This window comes from Paenibacillus sp. XP01 (assembly GCF_057364885.1).
Genome location: NZ_CP139481.1, coordinates 3,964,272 through 3,980,823, shown reverse-complemented (window position 1 = coordinate 3,980,823; position 16,552 = coordinate 3,964,272). Strand labels below are relative to the sequence as shown.

General features: G+C 44.7%; 15 protein-coding genes and 1 pseudogene. 13 read left to right on the top strand and 3 right to left on the bottom strand.

Going from position 1 to position 16,552, the window contains the following annotated elements; all coding sequences use genetic code 11:
• The first annotated feature begins 156 nt into the window (after positions 1 to 156).
• From SNR34_RS17885 to SNR34_RS17875, 3 genes are all read left to right on the top strand, one after another.
• Positions 157 to 1,359: a sensor histidine kinase gene (locus SNR34_RS17885; protein ID WP_486179818.1), complete on the top strand. Its 1,203-nt coding sequence runs from the start codon at positions 157 to 159 to the stop codon at positions 1,357 to 1,359.
• Positions 1,355 to 2,011, top strand: coding sequence for a response regulator transcription factor (locus SNR34_RS17880; protein WP_486182484.1), 657 nt, complete (start codon positions 1,355 to 1,357; stop codon positions 2,009 to 2,011). The genes SNR34_RS17885 and SNR34_RS17880 overlap by 5 nt, the downstream gene beginning before the upstream one ends.
• Positions 2,012 to 2,332: 321 nt before the next feature.
• Positions 2,333 to 2,971: a L,D-transpeptidase family protein gene (locus SNR34_RS17875; RefSeq protein ID WP_486179817.1), complete on the top strand. Its 639-nt coding sequence runs from the start codon at positions 2,333 to 2,335 to the stop codon at positions 2,969 to 2,971.
• Positions 2,972 to 3,094: 123 nt separating this feature from the next.
• Here SNR34_RS17875 and SNR34_RS17870 read toward each other — a convergent pair whose 3' ends face one another.
• A complete protein-coding gene (locus SNR34_RS17870) occupies positions 3,095 to 3,568 on the bottom strand; it encodes a tautomerase family protein (protein ID WP_486179816.1) in 474 nt (157 codons plus the stop codon).
• A 226-nt stretch (positions 3,569 to 3,794) separates the two neighbouring features.
• Between SNR34_RS17870 and SNR34_RS17865 the strand changes: the two genes are divergently transcribed.
• On the top strand, positions 3,795 to 4,352 hold the full coding sequence (locus tag SNR34_RS17865) for a PadR family transcriptional regulator (protein ID WP_486179815.1): 558 nt from the start codon (positions 3,795 to 3,797) through the stop codon (positions 4,350 to 4,352).
• 257 nt (positions 4,353 to 4,609) lie between these two features.
• Here the strand turns inward: SNR34_RS17865 and SNR34_RS17860 are convergent, their stop codons facing one another.
• Positions 4,610 to 5,629, bottom strand: coding sequence for an alpha/beta fold hydrolase (locus SNR34_RS17860; protein ID WP_486179814.1), 1,020 nt, complete (start codon positions 5,627 to 5,629; stop codon positions 4,610 to 4,612).
• Positions 5,630 to 5,731: 102 nt separating this feature from the next.
• Here SNR34_RS17860 and SNR34_RS17855 point away from each other — a divergent pair, with 102 nt between their 5' ends.
• The 9 genes and pseudogenes from SNR34_RS17855 to SNR34_RS17815 all read left to right on the top strand — a co-directional run bounded on the left by SNR34_RS17855 (position 5,732) and on the right by SNR34_RS17815 (position 14,920).
• A complete protein-coding gene (locus tag SNR34_RS17855; RefSeq protein ID WP_343260266.1) occupies positions 5,732 to 6,325 on the top strand; it encodes a TetR/AcrR family transcriptional regulator in 594 nt (197 codons plus the stop codon).
• A gap of 316 nt (positions 6,326 to 6,641) precedes the next feature.
• Positions 6,642 to 7,334, top strand: a complete 693-nt coding sequence (locus SNR34_RS17850; RefSeq protein WP_236412488.1) for a response regulator transcription factor — start codon at positions 6,642 to 6,644, stop codon at positions 7,332 to 7,334.
• Positions 7,335 to 7,339: 5 nt separating this feature from the next.
• A complete protein-coding gene (locus SNR34_RS17845; RefSeq protein ID WP_486179813.1) occupies positions 7,340 to 8,803 on the top strand; it encodes a HAMP domain-containing sensor histidine kinase in 1,464 nt (487 codons plus the stop codon).
• Positions 8,796 to 9,941 carry a WD40 repeat domain-containing protein gene (locus SNR34_RS17840; RefSeq protein WP_486179812.1) on the top strand — a complete coding sequence of 382 codons (1,146 nt, stop codon included), beginning with the start codon at positions 8,796 to 8,798 and terminating at the stop codon, positions 9,939 to 9,941. The genes SNR34_RS17845 and SNR34_RS17840 overlap by 8 nt, the downstream gene beginning before the upstream one ends.
• A gap of 221 nt (positions 9,942 to 10,162) precedes the next feature.
• Entirely contained in the window at positions 10,163 to 11,950 is a 1,788-nt protein-coding gene (locus SNR34_RS17835; protein ID WP_486179811.1) for an acyltransferase family protein, read from the top strand.
• A 36-nt stretch (positions 11,951 to 11,986) separates the two neighbouring features.
• Positions 11,987 to 12,676, top strand: a complete 690-nt coding sequence (locus tag SNR34_RS17830; RefSeq protein ID WP_486179810.1) for an SGNH/GDSL hydrolase family protein — start codon at positions 11,987 to 11,989, stop codon at positions 12,674 to 12,676.
• Positions 12,677 to 12,716: 40 nt separating this feature from the next.
• Positions 12,717 to 13,488, top strand: a pseudogene (locus SNR34_RS17825) (LCP family protein).
• The gene (locus SNR34_RS17820) at positions 13,485 to 13,631 is read left to right on the top strand and encodes a hypothetical protein (protein WP_486179809.1); all 147 of its coding nucleotides are present in this window, start codon (positions 13,485 to 13,487) and stop codon (positions 13,629 to 13,631) included. Before SNR34_RS17825 ends, SNR34_RS17820 begins: the two are co-directional and overlap by 4 nt.
• A gap of 125 nt (positions 13,632 to 13,756) precedes the next feature.
• Complete coding sequence (locus SNR34_RS17815; protein WP_486179808.1) at positions 13,757 to 14,920, top strand: alpha/beta hydrolase family protein; 1,164 nt, start codon at positions 13,757 to 13,759, stop codon at positions 14,918 to 14,920.
• A gap of 211 nt (positions 14,921 to 15,131) precedes the next feature.
• Here SNR34_RS17815 and SNR34_RS17810 read toward each other — a convergent pair whose 3' ends face one another.
• The gene (locus tag SNR34_RS17810) at positions 15,132 to 16,244 is read right to left on the bottom strand and encodes a DUF418 domain-containing protein (protein WP_486182483.1); all 1,113 of its coding nucleotides are present in this window, start codon (positions 16,242 to 16,244) and stop codon (positions 15,132 to 15,134) included.
• Positions 16,245 to 16,552: the final 308 nt, after the last annotated feature.

Genomic DNA, 16,552 nt, shown 5'->3' with positions numbered 1-16,552 from the left:
ATACCAGTGTATTAGCTCGTTGCGGGGGCAACAATTCACGAAAGTAACCATTCGAAGGGGTGTCTTGTTAACATGACTTTCGTTATCTACTCTGCGAGATTCAACCATGGTATGATGGAAGAACTGTCTATTTACCACGTGGAGTGAGGAGATTTGATGTTGGAGTTGTTTGCCTCCGTTAATAACCGGATTTATGTACTGCTTACGTTTAAAGTATTGTTGTTTATGTCTTTCGTCCATCAGTTATGGAACCTGGATCGACCCATTCCGTTTGCAGTTTGGCCGTTGGTCGGTGCGCTTGCTTTGAATGACTTCATTCGTGGGAGATACGGGTTGTTATCTTATCGTAAACGCAGTGCGTTCGTGTATTCCATGGCCGCCAGCATGTTCATTTTGGCTGCGCTAAACCTCCTGTTACCCTCGATAGGCATCTCTGCCCTGATTCAGCTTATATTGATCGAACTCATTATTTTTGGCGATCGTTTGATCCCCCTTCTCGTAGGTCTGGATGGTATGGCTTACGTTCTTCCAGATCTGGTTTCGTTCCCATTTGGAGACCAATTGTTCAATGATGTCATCAACTTTGCCGGCTTTTTGGTTGTGGGTTTGTTGTTCAGAACGATTATTGCGGAGAAGACCAGAACAGAACGTTTATATAGCGAACTTCAGGATGCGAATCGCAAGCTGCAGCTATATTCAAGCATGGTCCAGGAGCTAACCATCACGAAAGAACGGACAAGAATCGCCCAGGAAATGCATGACTCCATCGGCCATTCGCTGGTTGCCTTGGGCATGAATCTGGAGTATGCGTACCAAACGGTTGACCAATCCCCCGAGAGAACGAAAGAGGTGTTGAGCAAAACGCTGCTGATCTCCAAGGAAGGCATGGCCAGTTTAAGGAAAGCGGTGGATACGCTCAATCCCACAAACAAGATCGACCATTTGAGAGTCGCGCTAAACGAACTGTTTTCCAATTTTGATCCAACGACAGGGGTCGGATTCGAGCTTGAACTGGATTCATCCATAGAGGAACAACCTTCCAAGATTAAAGATTGCCTGCTTAAAACCGTTAGAGAGGCTCTGACCAATGGAATTCGGCATGGGGGAGCAACCCGTTTCCATATTCGGATCGTGAAAAGCAAAGAGGGGATCTACATGCAAATCCGTAATAACGGCCAGGTCAGCCATTCGCTGGACAAATCCCATGGGTTGCTTGGCATGGAAAAACGGATCACGGCCCTCGGGGGACAAATGATGATTCATCTTAATCCCGAATTTGCAATAGAAGTCCGGCTTCCTGTCGTGAGCGGGAAAACCGAATTGAATTCAATGGATAAAGGGGGCATCTGCCTTGATTAAAGTTATGATTGTGGATGATCAGGAAATCGTGAGGGAAGGACTCAAAATGATTCTAAGCCTGCATGAGGAAATTGAAGTCGTCGGAGAGGCAGTGAACGGACAAGAATTGCTTAACCTTTTGAACAAGCTTCAAGTAGACGTCGTGTTAATGGATATCCGAATGCCCGTGATGGACGGGATTACGGCAGCAAAGCGGGTTAAGGATCAATACCCCGATATTCGAATCATTATTCTTACCACGTTCAACGAACAGGATTATATAATCAGGGGATTAAGCTACGGGGTCGACGGGTATATCCTGAAGGATTCGGGTTCTGCGGAAATTATGAATGCCATTAAAGCGGCCAACTCCGGCAGCATTCTGCTTACTTCTCGGGTAACAGAGCAGATGGTGAAAGGCTTGGCGGGTTCCTATGCTCCTCATGAAGGGTTTTCATCCGATACTCATCATGAAAAACTGGACTTGCTTACTCCAAGGGAATTGGAGGTGGCCAGGCAAATTTTATCAGGGAAAAGCAACAAAAGCATTGCGCTTGCACTATACGTCACAGAGGGCACAGTGAAAAATTATGTGTCCCGCATTCTTGAGAAACTAGAATGCCGAAACCGAACGGAGCTTGGACTACTACTAAGTCGGTGGGAGCCTTTTTAGCGAAAGCAGTGATCATGCTACGAAGCATTGCCTTTCATGTATACCATAAGGAAAATTTGCAGCCTGTGTAAAACTGGAGAAAAGCGAGGAGCAGTTGCCAATTAGCAGCGCTCCTTTTTTTAACGGTTTTTTGGTTTAACCTGACTGGAAAAACTTGATTTGAGCCCATGGTCGACCTCGTAGGGGAAGGAGGGAAAATCAACAAAATGAAGTGTATAAAATGTCGTTATTGATTAAATATTAAAGATGTTTGATCAATATGAAATTGACTTAACATGGTGAAAACACATGATACTAACGAATCAAAAATGGATTCTAATCATGTTGGCAATGCTTGGAGTGTTTCATTTAACTCCGCCCGTCTTGCCGATTATACATGAGCAAAGCGATCTTGAGATTGCGATCTATCCTGAACGTCACAAGTTGCTTGTACGAAAGCAGGGGCAAGTCATTAAGACCTACCCTGTCGCCGTTGGCAATCCGTCAACACCGACTCCAGTTGGAGATTATAGAGTCGAATATAAAGGAACCAACTGGGGGCCCTCATTTGGCCCGCGTTGGATCGGATTGAATGTTCCGTGGGGCAATTTTGGAATACACGGTACGAATAAACCCTATTCCATCGGTCAACACCTTAGCCATGGCTGTATCCGGATGCTTAACCGGGATGTCATCGAACTGTACGAATTAATCCCGATTGGAACCAAAGTAACGATATATGGTCATGTGCTTGGAGAAATCAATCAAAATCCGAGGGATTTAGCCGAGGGGGATGTTGGTGGAGACGTGCAGCTTATTCAATCCCGGTTAAAAAGCGCAGGATATTACAATGGGGAATGTGACGGGAAGTTCCGCTTCAATACAACCGAGTCACTTAAGAAATATCAGAAGGATCATCGCCTTATTCCGAATGGTGTTGTTTCTCAAAAGGTATATGAAGAGTTAGGTTTGGTTGAATAGATGTGAATCCAAGGCAAGGGACCGCAGGCGCAAATCAAAACACCTCAAGATAAAGCATCTATATCGAAAGATGTAGAGATTAACTGGAGGTGTTTTCAATTTCAATATGTCGATTGTTCTTGTTCAGGTAACAATGTTCTTCCGAATGGCTTTTATCTTTTCATCTGTAAAGACTCCGGATTCCACCAAGTCAAGTATGGAAAGCACACCGCCGCGAGATCCCCAGCTTCCATCTTCTATGACTTGAAAACTTACCCACCAATTCGGTGAAGGTTCCTCAACTTCAAGGATGCTGGTCAGGCATTTGTATATATTTGAAATCACGATGCTGCGGACCTCGTTTGGCCAGTCTCCATCCATGACGAGAATGTTGACCGTAATCACGTCTCGGTCAGGCTGCTCAGATAATAACTTTCCTCCGATTGCCATGTAATCTTTAGGACGCTCCGTAAAATGGACTTGAAATCCTTCTCTTGCAGGCGGGCAATATTGTCCTACTTCCGGAACTAATACTGCATCCGTTAAAGCTTCAGCCAACTGACTGCGCTGCTGAACGGTCATTCGACCAACAGGGTAATTCACATTGATAATTGTCATAAATATGCTCCTTTAAAAGAATATACATTTTATAAAAATGGATTTTTGCCGGCAAATTAAATATAGATCGTTCACTGAATCCTTGTCAACACTAATTATTATAATAATATATATTAAATTAATATATGGGATGTTGGATGCGAAAATATGGATGACACGATATAATAATTCCACGAGTTTATCATTGGATATGCTATGTATTTTTGATTTTGGAGGAGAAACTGAAATGGCGAATCGGCAGGGGAAAGCGAATACTAAATTTGCAGTGTTAGGCATTCTCACTCTAGGACCACATACCGGTTATGATATAAAACAGCACATGGAGCAGAGCACAAGTTATTTTTGGAATGAAAACTATGGGCAAATCTACCCCAGTTTGGCTGAACTGCTGGAGAGCAATGATATTGAAGTTGAAATCATTCATCAGCATGGAAAACCTGACAAGAAGCTTTACCGAATTACGGATCAAGGCAGGCGGACAATATCTGATTGGTTATCCCAGCCAGCGGATTACTTGGTAGAGCTTAAGAAAAACGAGCTGCTGCTGAGGGTTTTCTTTGGCAGCAACTCATCGCCGGATATAATCATCATGCATATTGAAGCCTATCAACGTAAGCTTGAAGAAAGCCTAAGGGTATTCGAGAATCTCGAGAAATGGCTTTTGAACATGGATCGATCCGATGTGAACTATAAATACTGGATGATCGCCAACCAATACGGGAAAAGTCATTTCTCTAGTTTGATTCAATGGTGCCAGGACAGTGTGAAAGTGTTAAAGTCTTGACGAAGTCTTTAATGATGCAGATGTAAAACATGGGGGAAAGGTTGTATCCGGAGGGTTACAAGAGAATACTCGGGTACGGATACAAGATAAGTGATGTAAGACAAAGAAGTTGGGCCCAGGAAAAAATCCGAACCCAACGAGAAAAATTCGTATGAAATAGATGCTCGAACCTAAAGGACGCCGTCAGGCGTTTTTTTGTAAGGACAGTCTCTGCTAAAATGTTCTGCGGTACAGGACGATGTTTCAATCCGTCTCGTTCAGTCTATATTCGAAACCAAGTCGAGAATGGTCTTCACAACCAACTCCGGTTCATCATGAATCACCATATGACCACTCTGTTCAGCAATGATCAACTTGCTGTCACTGGACAGATTCATCATGTTACGCTGACCTGCTTGCCAGATCGCTTCAAGCTGCTGCCCAACTTCAGTTGAAATTCCCGCCTGGGCATAGTTCTGAGGGAGACCGCGCGCAATGACCCGAACAGGAATGGACCCGAGTTTCTGCCCGCGAATGGCATCTTCTGTCGTATATGCGAGGTTGCCTTCTTCTTCTTTGGCACGGAAAAAGGAAGGCGTTGCAATCACGTTAATAAATGCATCCCGATCTTGCTCTGCAACCAATCCTTCCAGCATGAAGTCCGGAAATAGACGAAAGCTTCCAGATAACTTCAACAAGGATAGTAATGCGGCAGGTGGGTTGCCTTTGAAATGATCCTGTTGGAGTAAAGCTTTCGTATTCCGTTCATCATCCTCAGGGCGGGCATCAATTAAGACAAGGCCCTGTACTTCGTTGGAGTACATCTGCGTAAATAGTCTGGCATACATGCCCCCCAAGGAGTGACCTACCATGACATAGGGTCCATCAATGCCTTCATTCTGAAGCGCCAGATGTAACTCTTGGACAATGTTGGCTCCTGTACGCTCTGTGGGCGCGGCCTCGCTCCAGGCGTACCCTGCACGATCGTAGGTCACCACAGTTGCATGTCTAGCAAGCTCCGAGGGAATGTCTCTCCATGATAAACTGGTTTCACCGCTGCCGGCTTCCATAATTATGGTAGATGATCCGTTTCCCTGTTTATGAATATGAAGTTTGTAGCCTCCTGCTTCAACCAGCTTTCCTGGAGGAGGAAAATCATCTTTGGCTTGAGAAGAGGCATACCATTCATAGAGAAACCCTGCCCCGATAACCACCAGAACCGAACAGAAAAATAGGAGTGCGAATTTTAATACTCGAAACTTGCGCTTTGGTCTGCTTTGAATACTTGTGCCCATCATTCACGAATTCCTTTCTTGTTGTGCGTTTTTTATAGTACATTGTACTAAAAAGGATTATAGCACAGTGTACTATAAAAGAGAAGCTTGGTGTATAATAGGACTATGCCAAAAATCGTAGATCATGAAAAACAACGAAAAATGCTTGCCGCTGCTGCCATCCGCGTCATCCGGGATCACGGACTGGAGCATGCCACCGTTCGGAATATCGCGAAGGAAGCGGGTCTATCCGTAGGTTCAATGAGGCATTATTTTGCCACACAGGCTGAGCTGTTTGCCTTTTGCATGAATCTTTTTGCTGACCGGGTGCAGCAGAGAGTGGAGGCATTGCAGATGAATGGATCTGTACTGCAGAACATGAAAAATCTGCTCTTGCAATTTCTGCCGTTGGACGAGGACAGGAAAATAGAAATGGAGGTCTGGTTTTCTTTTACAGCCAAAGTGCTTGTTTACCCCGAATTAAAAAAATTAAGTGATCAGATGCATCAGGGGATGTATATGTCAGCCCAATATGTGATCCAGGAGCTGCAAACGCAGGGCTTGACCGATCCGGATATGGATGCCGGTGTCGAGACAGAGAAGCTGTATGCACTGATCGATGGACTCGCCATTCATATGTTAATGCAGCCTGAAAGGCTTACAGCTGAGCGAGTGGAGCAAGTCATTGAACAGCATTTGAACATGCTCTGTCAGGGGTAACGGAAGCAAAAGAAGAAGGGGGATTTCGTGAAGTTGATGCAAATTATTATGCTATTGGCGGAGAAATGTTTAGCGATCAATCAAAACAGGGAGAACGTTAATATGTGTACGAGAGACGAGTCAATCTTAAATTGATTCGTCTTTTTCTTTTATCGTGATCTAACTTCCATCCAAAAGAAGTTTGACTATTTCACAGTACTCATGATCATAACTCTTCGATTTAACGAGAATTGATTATTTCTGCACAACTCGTTAACATAAGAAACAATGTCAGTGTTACATCTGACATAAGTACCTAGAAGAGACGGAGATTATAATGAAGAATGCGAAAATCCTAATCATTGAAGATGATGCCCCCATTGCGGACCTGCTCTCGTACGGACTCTCATTGGAGGGCTACCAGACACTTATCGCATCAAATGGAGCCGATGGAATAAGCGAAATTCAGTCCTTTCAGCCTGATCTGCTGCTCCTGGACTGGATGCTTCCAGACCAGAGCGGGCTGGATATATGCAAAAAGGTTACCGCCGAGTATAACATCCCCATCTTCATGATAACGGCCAAATCCGATATAACGGATAAAGTGCTCGGACTAGAGTTCGGCGCAGATGATTATATCACCAAGCCATTTGACCTCCGCGAAGTCATTGCCCGGATTAGAACTATACTTCGCCGTTTGGAGCAGTCCAATCACAGGCAACAGAACGATTCGCAACCGGATATCATCCGTATTGATCATATTGAGATTCGGTCCGAAGAACGGCTTGTAAACAAAAACGGTCAACCGGTTGAATTAACGCCAAAGGAATATGATTTGCTTATGACGCTGGTGAGGAATCCAGGGAGAACATTTAGCAGATCTGAATTGCTTGATGTTGTCTGGGGCTATCATTTTGCAGGTGATACTCGGACGGTAGATACGCATATCCAGCGGCTTCGCAAAAAGCTGGATGCAACAGATCATATTGCAACAGTATTCGGAATCGGATACAAGTTCAAAAGCAGGTGATTAACATGCGTAAAATCAGCATCAAATTTCTTCTCGGATTCCTGTTGATTTTCTCCTTTTCATTTCTAGTATTGAGCCAAACGGTGAAGGAGATCATTCATACAAGCAACCAGAATCTGATCACAACCGAACTCGTTGGACTCAAAAATAATAGCAATGTTTATGTTCGTCAAACCTTTCTGATCAACCATTTTTCGAGTAATGAGCTATATTTTGGGGAAATGGCTGAGGAACTCGGCATTAATTTGAATCATGCCACCGGAAATAGTGTCGGCGTATATACCCTTGACGGAGAGATGTTATTTGCCTCGGACAAGTCCTTATTTTCACAGCCGCAGAGAACGGATCTGCAAGAAGCGATCGATGGAAAGACTGCGTATAACATCAATTATGACGATGACAAAACAACGATTCTGTTCTCTTACCCCGTCGTGATCGATGGATCAAAAGTAGGGATTCTACGTTTCTACAAGGACTTTAGCCAGCTGTATCAGCAAAGCAGTCGAATTCTGGATACTACGCTCTATATCACACTTGCTATTTTTGCAGTTACTTTTTTATTTTCTTTCATTCTGTCAAGACACATTACTCTTCCACTTGGGAAACTGGCCCGTGCCTCGTCCGAAGTGAAGAATGGCAATCTGGACGTTCGCATCCGGTTCAAACGAAAGGATGAGATCGGACGGCTTGCCGAAAATTTTAATGACATGATTGATCAGATCGGCCTGCAAATGAACATTATCCGAAAAGATCGGGATCAACTCAAGGATCTTCATGAGCAGGAAAAGCGTTTCTTTGATAATGTTACCCATGAACTCAAAACACCTTTAACTTCCATATTGGGCTATGCAGAATTGATCAAGGCGAATGGAGAGAGGGATCGCACCTTTTTTGAAAAAGGCATGAACCACATCATCGAAGAGAGCAAACGTCTTCATAAGATGGTGCTCAAGCTGCTTGAAGTCTCGCGTCGTCATGCAACCAACCATGAACTCGACCGCATTGAAGTCGGAGCCGTTCTAGGAGATGTATGCGAATCCATGTCCATACGTGCACAACGCTACAAAAAAAGCATATCTGTAGACATGGAGACCGAATTATACATGCTCGCCCAGGAGGAACGAATTCGGCAACTCTTTATTAACCTGCTGGATAATGCTATTAAATACAGTTTGGACTTCTCCGAGATAACGGTAAAAGGGCTTCGTACGGACGGGAAAGTCCGTTTTATCATTGACAATCCAAGTGATCCCATTGATGCGGAGCAGCTTTCCAAGCTGTTCGAACCTTTCTACTTCGCTCATTCCAAAGATCCAGAAGAGGGCAGCGTGGGGCTCGGATTAAGTATCGTCAAATCCATTGTCGATGAACTGGAGGGTACCATTTCTGTCGTCAGTCAAGATTACCATACTGCAGTTACGGTAGAGTTTAACCATGTATCCGTAGAGGAGGGGAACAATCATGGCTAAGAAATATGGTGGGTTTGGTTTAAGCGTGATTGTTCTGCTTGTCCTTCTGTTAACAGGTTGTGGCGCCCGCTTTCCAAACGAAACCATCATCATATCAGGGAACAAGGCAGACGAACAAACACATCAAGACTTAAGTCCCGTTCAAGTCAAAAAAATTTACCGCCTTCCGGAAGAAAAAGTGGATAAAGGGTACTGGTTGGGCTGGTCAACAATCGACACGCTATTGGGTTCATTCAAAAGTACAGGTTTCCCTGAGCGTTTCATGTTGAAACAATTGACTCTCCCTTTTGAACAAAGTAAAGACATTATGCAGAACGATGTGGACCACTCCCGAATGTCACTGTCGCCGGACGGTAGGCATGTCGCCGATGTACGTATAAACAAAACGACAATCACGACTGTTTTCATTTCTGCCAGTGACGGAAAAGAAAAAGAGGTCGACACATTTAACCCCAAAGGTCAGAGTTACCTGCAAAATATGTCCTGGTCTGACAACAGCCAAATGATAGGTTATCTGGTACTGGACGCTGCTGAAAGCGAAAAGAACAGTCTGCGGGTGTATGATACGAAGACCAAGGCATCCAAATCCTACACATTAAACGAGTTCAATTCGGATGATACACTTCTTGATGTCCAGGTATCCAATGATGGCCGCAGTGCATTGATTAAGCTGCTTGATACCCGTCAATCGGGCAGGCCCACCATCGCGCTTGGCAAATTGATCGATGGGCATTTTGAGACAAAGTACAAGCGTCAAATTGCTGATAAACCAATGATCTGGATAGGCGACGATCAGTTTGCTTTTTTGGGTAGAGATGATACGTTGTACGAATACGATCAGCGGAACGGTGAGCTTTCCGTTATTCTGGAGAGAGTATCTACATTTGAATTTTCACCGGACAAAAAATTTATTGCATATACGTTGCAAGATGAAGATGCTGTTTATGTAGGGAAAATGCAAGGCAGAAATGTGCTTTATAACGAGCCCGTTTACCGTGGAATATTGCCGTTGAATATGAAATGGAGTCTGGACAATACAAGTTTGTTCATACAAGGGCCTAAAACCTTTGTGAATCCAAAAAGCATGCCCAATGATGATTCCACGGAGGAGCCAGCATTTATCATCGAATTTGAATAGCACTTCGTTAAAACACCCTTGATACGGATTACATTCCATATCAAGGGTGTTTTCGTTGTCAATAACGATGTCCCTGTTGTGACAACTTGTTTACATCTTGATCAAACTTTGGCGACATCCGCTGTTTATATTGATTAAAGAGATTTAGCCCCAATACAGACAAGGAATGAAGCATAATGCGTGGGAAATTGAATCAACCGATGAAGCGTTATATGCCTGGAATGGATGGTTTACGAGCCATTTCCGTACTGGCTGTCATCGCTTACCATTTGGACTTGAAGTGGGCCCAGGGAGGATTACTGGGAGTAGGTATATTTTTCGTCCTGTCCGGTTACCTGATTACGGATCAGCTTCTAATGGAGTGGAAAGTGAATCATGACGTATCGATTTGGAACTTTTGGCTGCGAAGGTTTCGCAGATTGCTGCCTGCGATGTTAAGTATGCTCTTGCTGGTTGCATTGTGGTTGTTGGCAGCAGATCCTGCGAGACTCCTGTTACTGCAAGGAGACTTTATCTCTTCTGTTTTCTATGTGAATAACTGGTATCTCATATTTCACGAAGTTTCGTATTTTGAAAGCTTCGGCCCAGCTTCGCCCATTGGACATCTCTGGTCTCTTTCCATTGAGGAACAGTTTTACGTCGTTTGGCCGATCGTACTGTTCATCTTTCTAAGGTTTGCGCCTCGGCGCGGAAAGTTGCTTTCATGCATGTTGGTGCTGTCTCTTGTATCTGCGATGGCCATGGCTCTAATGTATGTGCCGGGAACAGACCCGAGCAGAGTGTATTACGGAACAGACACCAGAGCGTTTGCCATACTGATCGGTGCGGCCTTAGCGGTTGCATGGCCAAGCTGGAAGTTGGGGAAGGAGATTTCACCCGGGGCACGGAGATCGCTTGATGTCATTGGTGCATGTGCACTGTTCATCCTGATCATGTGTATTCTTCGCACGAATGAGTATGAAGATTCGCTATATCAGTATGGATTTCTCCTTCTCTCTCTGGTTACGGCAGTATTGATCTCTGTCTTGGCGCATCCGGCTAGTCGTCTAGGCCGCGCTTTGGGATGCCGGTCACTGACCTGGCTTGGCAAGCGTTCTTACAGCCTCTACATATGGCATTATCCCGTGATTATTTTGATGCAACCCGATGGGGCGAGTAGTGAAGGGCTTGGATTGGCGCCGTTGATGCTGCGTCTCGGCCTGATCCTATTGCTGTCCGTATTTTCGTACACGTTCATCGAAGAACCGATTCGCAGGGGACATTTTCGCGCGAAATGGCGTGATATTCGGCGTCATCATCGTTTTAAACCCATGGTCGGCATAAGTCTGACGTTGTTTGCGTTCTTTATCGCCCTATCCTGGATAACCAGCGGTTCGAAGGATCAGCCTGAATTCGCCCAAGCCGTGAACATTCCCGAAACACTGCAAAAGGATGAACAGGAGATCCCTGACCAGCAACAGCCATCGATCAATGACAATCGGCCAGTCACTGATGACATGCCCCAAACAAGTCATGAAGATGCTGCCGGCTCGTCTTATTCAGGAAAAGGCATCACACTAATCGGGGATTCGATCACACTGGATGTAGATTCCTACATGAAAGAGATGCTTCCGGGCATTGTGGTGGACGGAAAGGTCGGCAGGCAGATGACGCATGCTCAAGAGGTTGTGGATCAGCTGCAAGCAGAAGGAGAACTGGGGGACCACATCATTATTGAACTGGGGAGCAACGGGATTTTTAATCAAAGCAAACTAAGAAAGCTAATAGATACGCTGCAAGACAAGCAGCTTTATCTGGTAACTACTCGGGTGCCCAGAGCTTGGCAGGATCCTGTGAATGATGCTTTGAAAGAAGTTGCACGTGATTATTCCAATGTAAACATTATCGATTGGTATGCAGCCAGTGAGGAAAAAAGTGGACTGTTTACTCCTGATGGGATTCATCTCACTTCCGAAGGAGCTCAATATTACGCTTCTTTACTCGTCCAACATCTCAAGCAAAACGCGTAGCATCCATTTTTATGGATAAGAAAGGTGGAATATACGATGAAAAAACGAAAAACGTGGATGTACTGGGGGCTTGTCCTCCTCATCTCCATCCTTGGGTATCTTGCTTTTCATAACCAGGCTTCTTCCAAAGGTGAACAAGAAAAAGCGGATCGCCGATCTTTTGAAACATTCGAGAATAGTTCAAGCCTGACCCCATCTGAAGTAAAGGAAGACATGAGCTCCCTAAAGGCAGACATACCTGAATCTTCGTCCATCGATGGGCAAGGAGTTACCGTCATTGGAGACTCCGTCATGGTTGGCGTTGAGCCTTACCTGAAAGAGAAGCTTCCGAAAGTCACCGTTGATGGAAAGGTCGGCAGACAGATGTCCCAGGCCGGAAAATTAATTCAACAATTAAGTGCGGAGGGGAAGTTGGGAGACCGTATCATTATAGAGCTTGGCACGAACGGCCCCTTTTCCAAAGATCAACTGCGCAATTTGCTTACATCATTATCGGAAGCCAAACAGGTTTTGGTCGTGACAACCCGGGTTCCAAAAAGATGGCAGGATACAGTGAACGCCAACATTAAGGATGTTGTAAATGAATTTGATAATGCGAGAGTGGTGGATTGGTACGCAGCGAGCGAAGGCAAAGATGAGTTCTTCTACAAAGACGGCGTTCATCTGAAGCCGGATGGCAGCAGATTCTATGCTTCGCTTCTCGTTCAAGGATTACAGGAACATTGAGTGCTTTGTCTATTGAGTACCAAGAAAAGGAGTGTCCGCCATGGCGTTCAAAAAGAAAAAATTTACAGCGGTAATAAGCATCACGATTTTAGCAGCAGTTGTCGCTTTCGGGCTTTATTATTCCTTATCCATATACAGAGGGTTAGAGGGGTTGAAAAAAACGTCGGAGGATTCTCCCTTTGCCCAAGTGATGGCGAGCGAGGAGAACGTCGCAGAACCTCCAAAATGGGCTGGCGAGGAACCTGTTAATATTTTGCTGATGGGCGTAGATGCACGCGGCAACAAGAAAAACGAGATTCCGAGATCTGACAGCATGATGGTTGTTTCCCTCGACCCTGTTAAAAAACGTATTCATGTGTTTTCCATTCTTCGGGATACCTATACTGATATTCCGGAGCATGGGAAGAACCGCATCAACACAGCGGTCACCCATGGACCTATCCCGAACGAAGCGGCAGCGCGATTTTGCCAATGCCATCGTCGAAAAAATGAAAAGCACAACATCCATCATGAAGCTTCCATCGATCCTCCAAGAAGTCAGTCCGTATATCGACACGAATTTGTCGGTAAATGATATGTGGCAGCTGGCATCGGTTGGTTACAAGAGCAAAATGGAGGCAAGTGAGCAAATCCCGCCGATGAAGCTGCTTAAAGAAACCTATGTCGGAAGAGCAGCTGTACTTGGCGTAACAAACGACAATGAACTGAAGGATTACGTTCGGAACATACTTGAAGCCGATGAGTTCGAGACTACAGAAACCGGTAATTCACCGCTTGATCATGAACGGGAGAGTGGGGAGGTTGGAGAATGAAAAAGAGAAAATCCATCTTCAATGCGCTTTCGGCGGAGACTCAGGTACAGGGAACAACGGCAGAGCTTCATGATCTGGACCGTGTTGAATCCTGGGCAGGAGACGAAATCCGTGAATCGGCAGCCGCTGAGGGAGGGACATGACATTACGTCAATTATACTAAACTAGTTGATATCATGGGAAATTTGAGCGGCGTTATTCAGTTTTATAATATAATGACAATAAGTGGGGTGAAAGCGAATTTATTTGTTAAAGGAGATGTTGAACGATGTGCAGCCATGTTGTAGAACGTGATTTTAGTTGTAAAAGGGACAGGTTAACGATTCGCGGTACAGAATTTCTACCGAAGGGAAGTAGCCTTCCAGCCGTTATTGTTAGTCATGGATTTGGTGGGAATTCCAACGATTTAGGTGACTGCTGCAGAACTTTTGCATCATGGGGTTACGCATCCTATAGTTTTGATTTTTGTGGAGGTTCTGCTCATGGAGAAGGAAGAAGTGACGGGGCATCAACAGATATGACGGTGCTGACTGAATGTGAGGATTTAATGGCGGTGATGGATTATGTTAAAGGGTTACCTTACATTGATCAGAATCGTCTGACGTTAATCGGCTTCAGTCAGGGAGGGTTTGTATCAGCATTGACAGCAGCTCAGCGCGCACATGAAGTAGAATCGTTAATTCTGCTTTATCCAGCATTTTGTATCCCCGATGATGCTCGTAAAGGTGCTTTAGCCAACTCTTCATATGATGTCGAACATGTTCCGGAAGTTATTGATTGCGGGAGGATGTCCATTAGCAAGAGCTTCCATGAAACAGTGGTTAATATGAATCCGTTCGAAGAGATCATTCCGTATAACGGACCTGTGCTGCTTATCCATGGTACTGCGGATGAAATCGTACATTATAGTTATTCTATTAAAGCCCAAGAATCGTATGCGCCAGGTCAATGTCACTTGCAACTGGTCAGAGGAGCCGGACATCAATTTACGGAGAAACAAACAAGCAGTTCGATGATATCTATTCAGCAATTTTTACTGGGCAGGAAAGAAGTTTTGACAATCGATGTTCAGATTACGGGCAGCGAGGTACGTATGGAAGAAGGTGCTGGAAGACAAACTGCAGTTTTTTTCACAGGAGAAAGCGAGAGTCCTTACTTCAAAGGTTTAATTTTACCAGGAGCAGTAGATATTCAGGATTACTTGGAAGATAAATTAGTCCATGTTCGAGCGGTGTATACCTTGGAGGGTACAGATTATCATGGCGAATCATGTCAACTGCACATTGTTAACCAGTCTGTAAATGGGGCTTTAAAGCCAACAGTAAATACAGATAGCAGAGCTCTTTCTTTTCTTAATCATGCGGATTTGACCGCTTCTCTTGAGGGATTTCAAGATGGGCTAACCGTGCGTATTTTCTCCAATGTGGAGTGAATCAATGTAACGTATTTTGTTGAATGAAGGGAGTCTCTAAAGTTCTTTTCAACTTGAGAGGAAGTTACATATATTCATTATCGTTGCTTATTGTGATCTTACCTATATTTGCTCTGTGAACCTGGAACATATCTTGTTCTGGGTTCTTTAATGAGTATCCCAACCGAGGGTGGGATACTCATTAAAGATGTATAATTGCGGATTAGATTTTTCATTTGGATGCTGGTGCTGGACCGAAGGAACTGAATCTTTGGTCGAATCGTCGCATCATTAACTCGAGTGGGCCAGTAGGCTTAAGAGCAATAAGAGAGCCCACCACCAATGTGATGGCAACTACGATTAGATCACCAAGCGGAAATTCACCTAAACCATAATCGATTCCCAGGAGGGTCAACACCCAAACAACGATGAACTGAGCGGCGTACATCGTAAGGGCGACACGACCAACTGCTGCAAAAGGGCTTAAAATGACGCTTATTTTACTCGGGATCAGGAACGCAAGTCCTATGGCCAGAAATGCAATTCCGAGCCCGATTAACGTCTGGAACGTTGACGCGGTATGCGGTGCTGTCTGGAGAAGCATGTGCCAGAGCGGTGGATTTACATTAAATGGCCAAATGGCATATTCGTCAACTGGAACGAAATTCGTACCTTGAACACGAACGATCCACGATTCAAAAGATGTTCTTAGATCAGGAAGGACATAAGCTTCCAGCATCTTACCAATAACAAGCATGACGAAACCGCTTATGGCAAGCGAGACTGCAATTCGCTTATTGGTTAGATTGAATCGTGCAATCGCCATTCCTGCTACAAAAGCAGGAGAAAGTGCGAGAGCAGACATCGGCCCCCCGGCAATATCTTGAAGCAGATCTGCTCCATTGAAGTAACTTAACCCCAGAAGCATAAGTGGCGGTGCCAACACCAGTAAACCTAAAGCAGTGTAAACCAATACACGAGTTGAGCGGTGAATGAGCACTAATCCAAGCACGAACATGGCAGCGTAAGCAGGCAGGATGATGCCGTATGGGGTATTCAGCAGGATTAGGAGGTAGCCGATCACATCCACAAATACAGCCCGCGCTAGCATTCTTGACCGAAAAACGGTTGCATCCGTTCCGCGCTCCTTCATCCGCTGAGCCATAAGCGAATACGAAATACCTCCGCAAAGAACAAATAATAGCGTCGTATTGCCTGCAACGATAGCATTTCTTTCATTCAAAGCAAAGTGCTGTAAAAACATGCCGATCACGGCTAGACCTCTTACAGCATCTAGAGCCATAAGTCGTCCGGACCCACGTGGGTTACCTCGCTTATGCGACAAATCCGCGTTATTTTGCTGAGAATTGGGGGCACCAGGGTCAACTTCCACGCCTTGATGCCTTATCTCATTCGGTGACAAAAAGTTTAATGACAATTCATACTCCTCCTAGTCTGTTTCTATTACTTGTTAGCTTGTGCTTCCTTTACAGCACTCACTAATTCAATATAGAAGGGACTTGTCGCCAAAGTTTGATCAACTTGTAAACAAAATGTCACAGAACTTATTTATTTGCTTTCGTTTTTTTTGGATGGCGGCCGGAGACTAAAGTTTAACCGAGAAATGACCCAACCGAGAGCAATAAACGGTCT

Coding starts and splice junctions, on each gene's coding strand:
- SNR34_RS17845 (WP_486179813.1), top strand. CDS start 7,340: ATGCGTAAAATCAGCATCAAATTTCTTCTCGGATTCCTGTTGATTTTC.
- SNR34_RS17885 (WP_486179818.1), top strand. CDS start 157: ATGTTGGAGTTGTTTGCCTCCGTTAATAACCGGATTTATGTACTGCTT.
- SNR34_RS17860 (WP_486179814.1), bottom strand. CDS start 5,629: ATGATGGGCACAAGTATTCAAAGCAGACCAAAGCGCAAGTTTCGAGTA.
- SNR34_RS17830 (WP_486179810.1), top strand. CDS start 11,987: ATGAAAAAACGAAAAACGTGGATGTACTGGGGGCTTGTCCTCCTCATC.
- SNR34_RS17875 (WP_486179817.1), top strand. CDS start 2,333: ATGTTGGCAATGCTTGGAGTGTTTCATTTAACTCCGCCCGTCTTGCCG.
- SNR34_RS17870 (WP_486179816.1), bottom strand. CDS start 3,568: ATGACAATTATCAATGTGAATTACCCTGTTGGTCGAATGACCGTTCAG.
- SNR34_RS17840 (WP_486179812.1), top strand. CDS start 8,796: ATGGCTAAGAAATATGGTGGGTTTGGTTTAAGCGTGATTGTTCTGCTT.
- SNR34_RS17835 (WP_486179811.1), top strand. CDS start 10,163: ATGGATGGTTTACGAGCCATTTCCGTACTGGCTGTCATCGCTTACCAT.
- SNR34_RS17865 (WP_486179815.1), top strand. CDS start 3,795: ATGGCGAATCGGCAGGGGAAAGCGAATACTAAATTTGCAGTGTTAGGC.
- SNR34_RS17855 (WP_343260266.1), top strand. CDS start 5,732: ATGCCAAAAATCGTAGATCATGAAAAACAACGAAAAATGCTTGCCGCT.
- SNR34_RS17820 (WP_486179809.1), top strand. CDS start 13,485: ATGAAAAAGAGAAAATCCATCTTCAATGCGCTTTCGGCGGAGACTCAG.
- SNR34_RS17850 (WP_236412488.1), top strand. CDS start 6,642: ATGAAGAATGCGAAAATCCTAATCATTGAAGATGATGCCCCCATTGCG.
- SNR34_RS17815 (WP_486179808.1), top strand. CDS start 13,757: ATGTGCAGCCATGTTGTAGAACGTGATTTTAGTTGTAAAAGGGACAGG.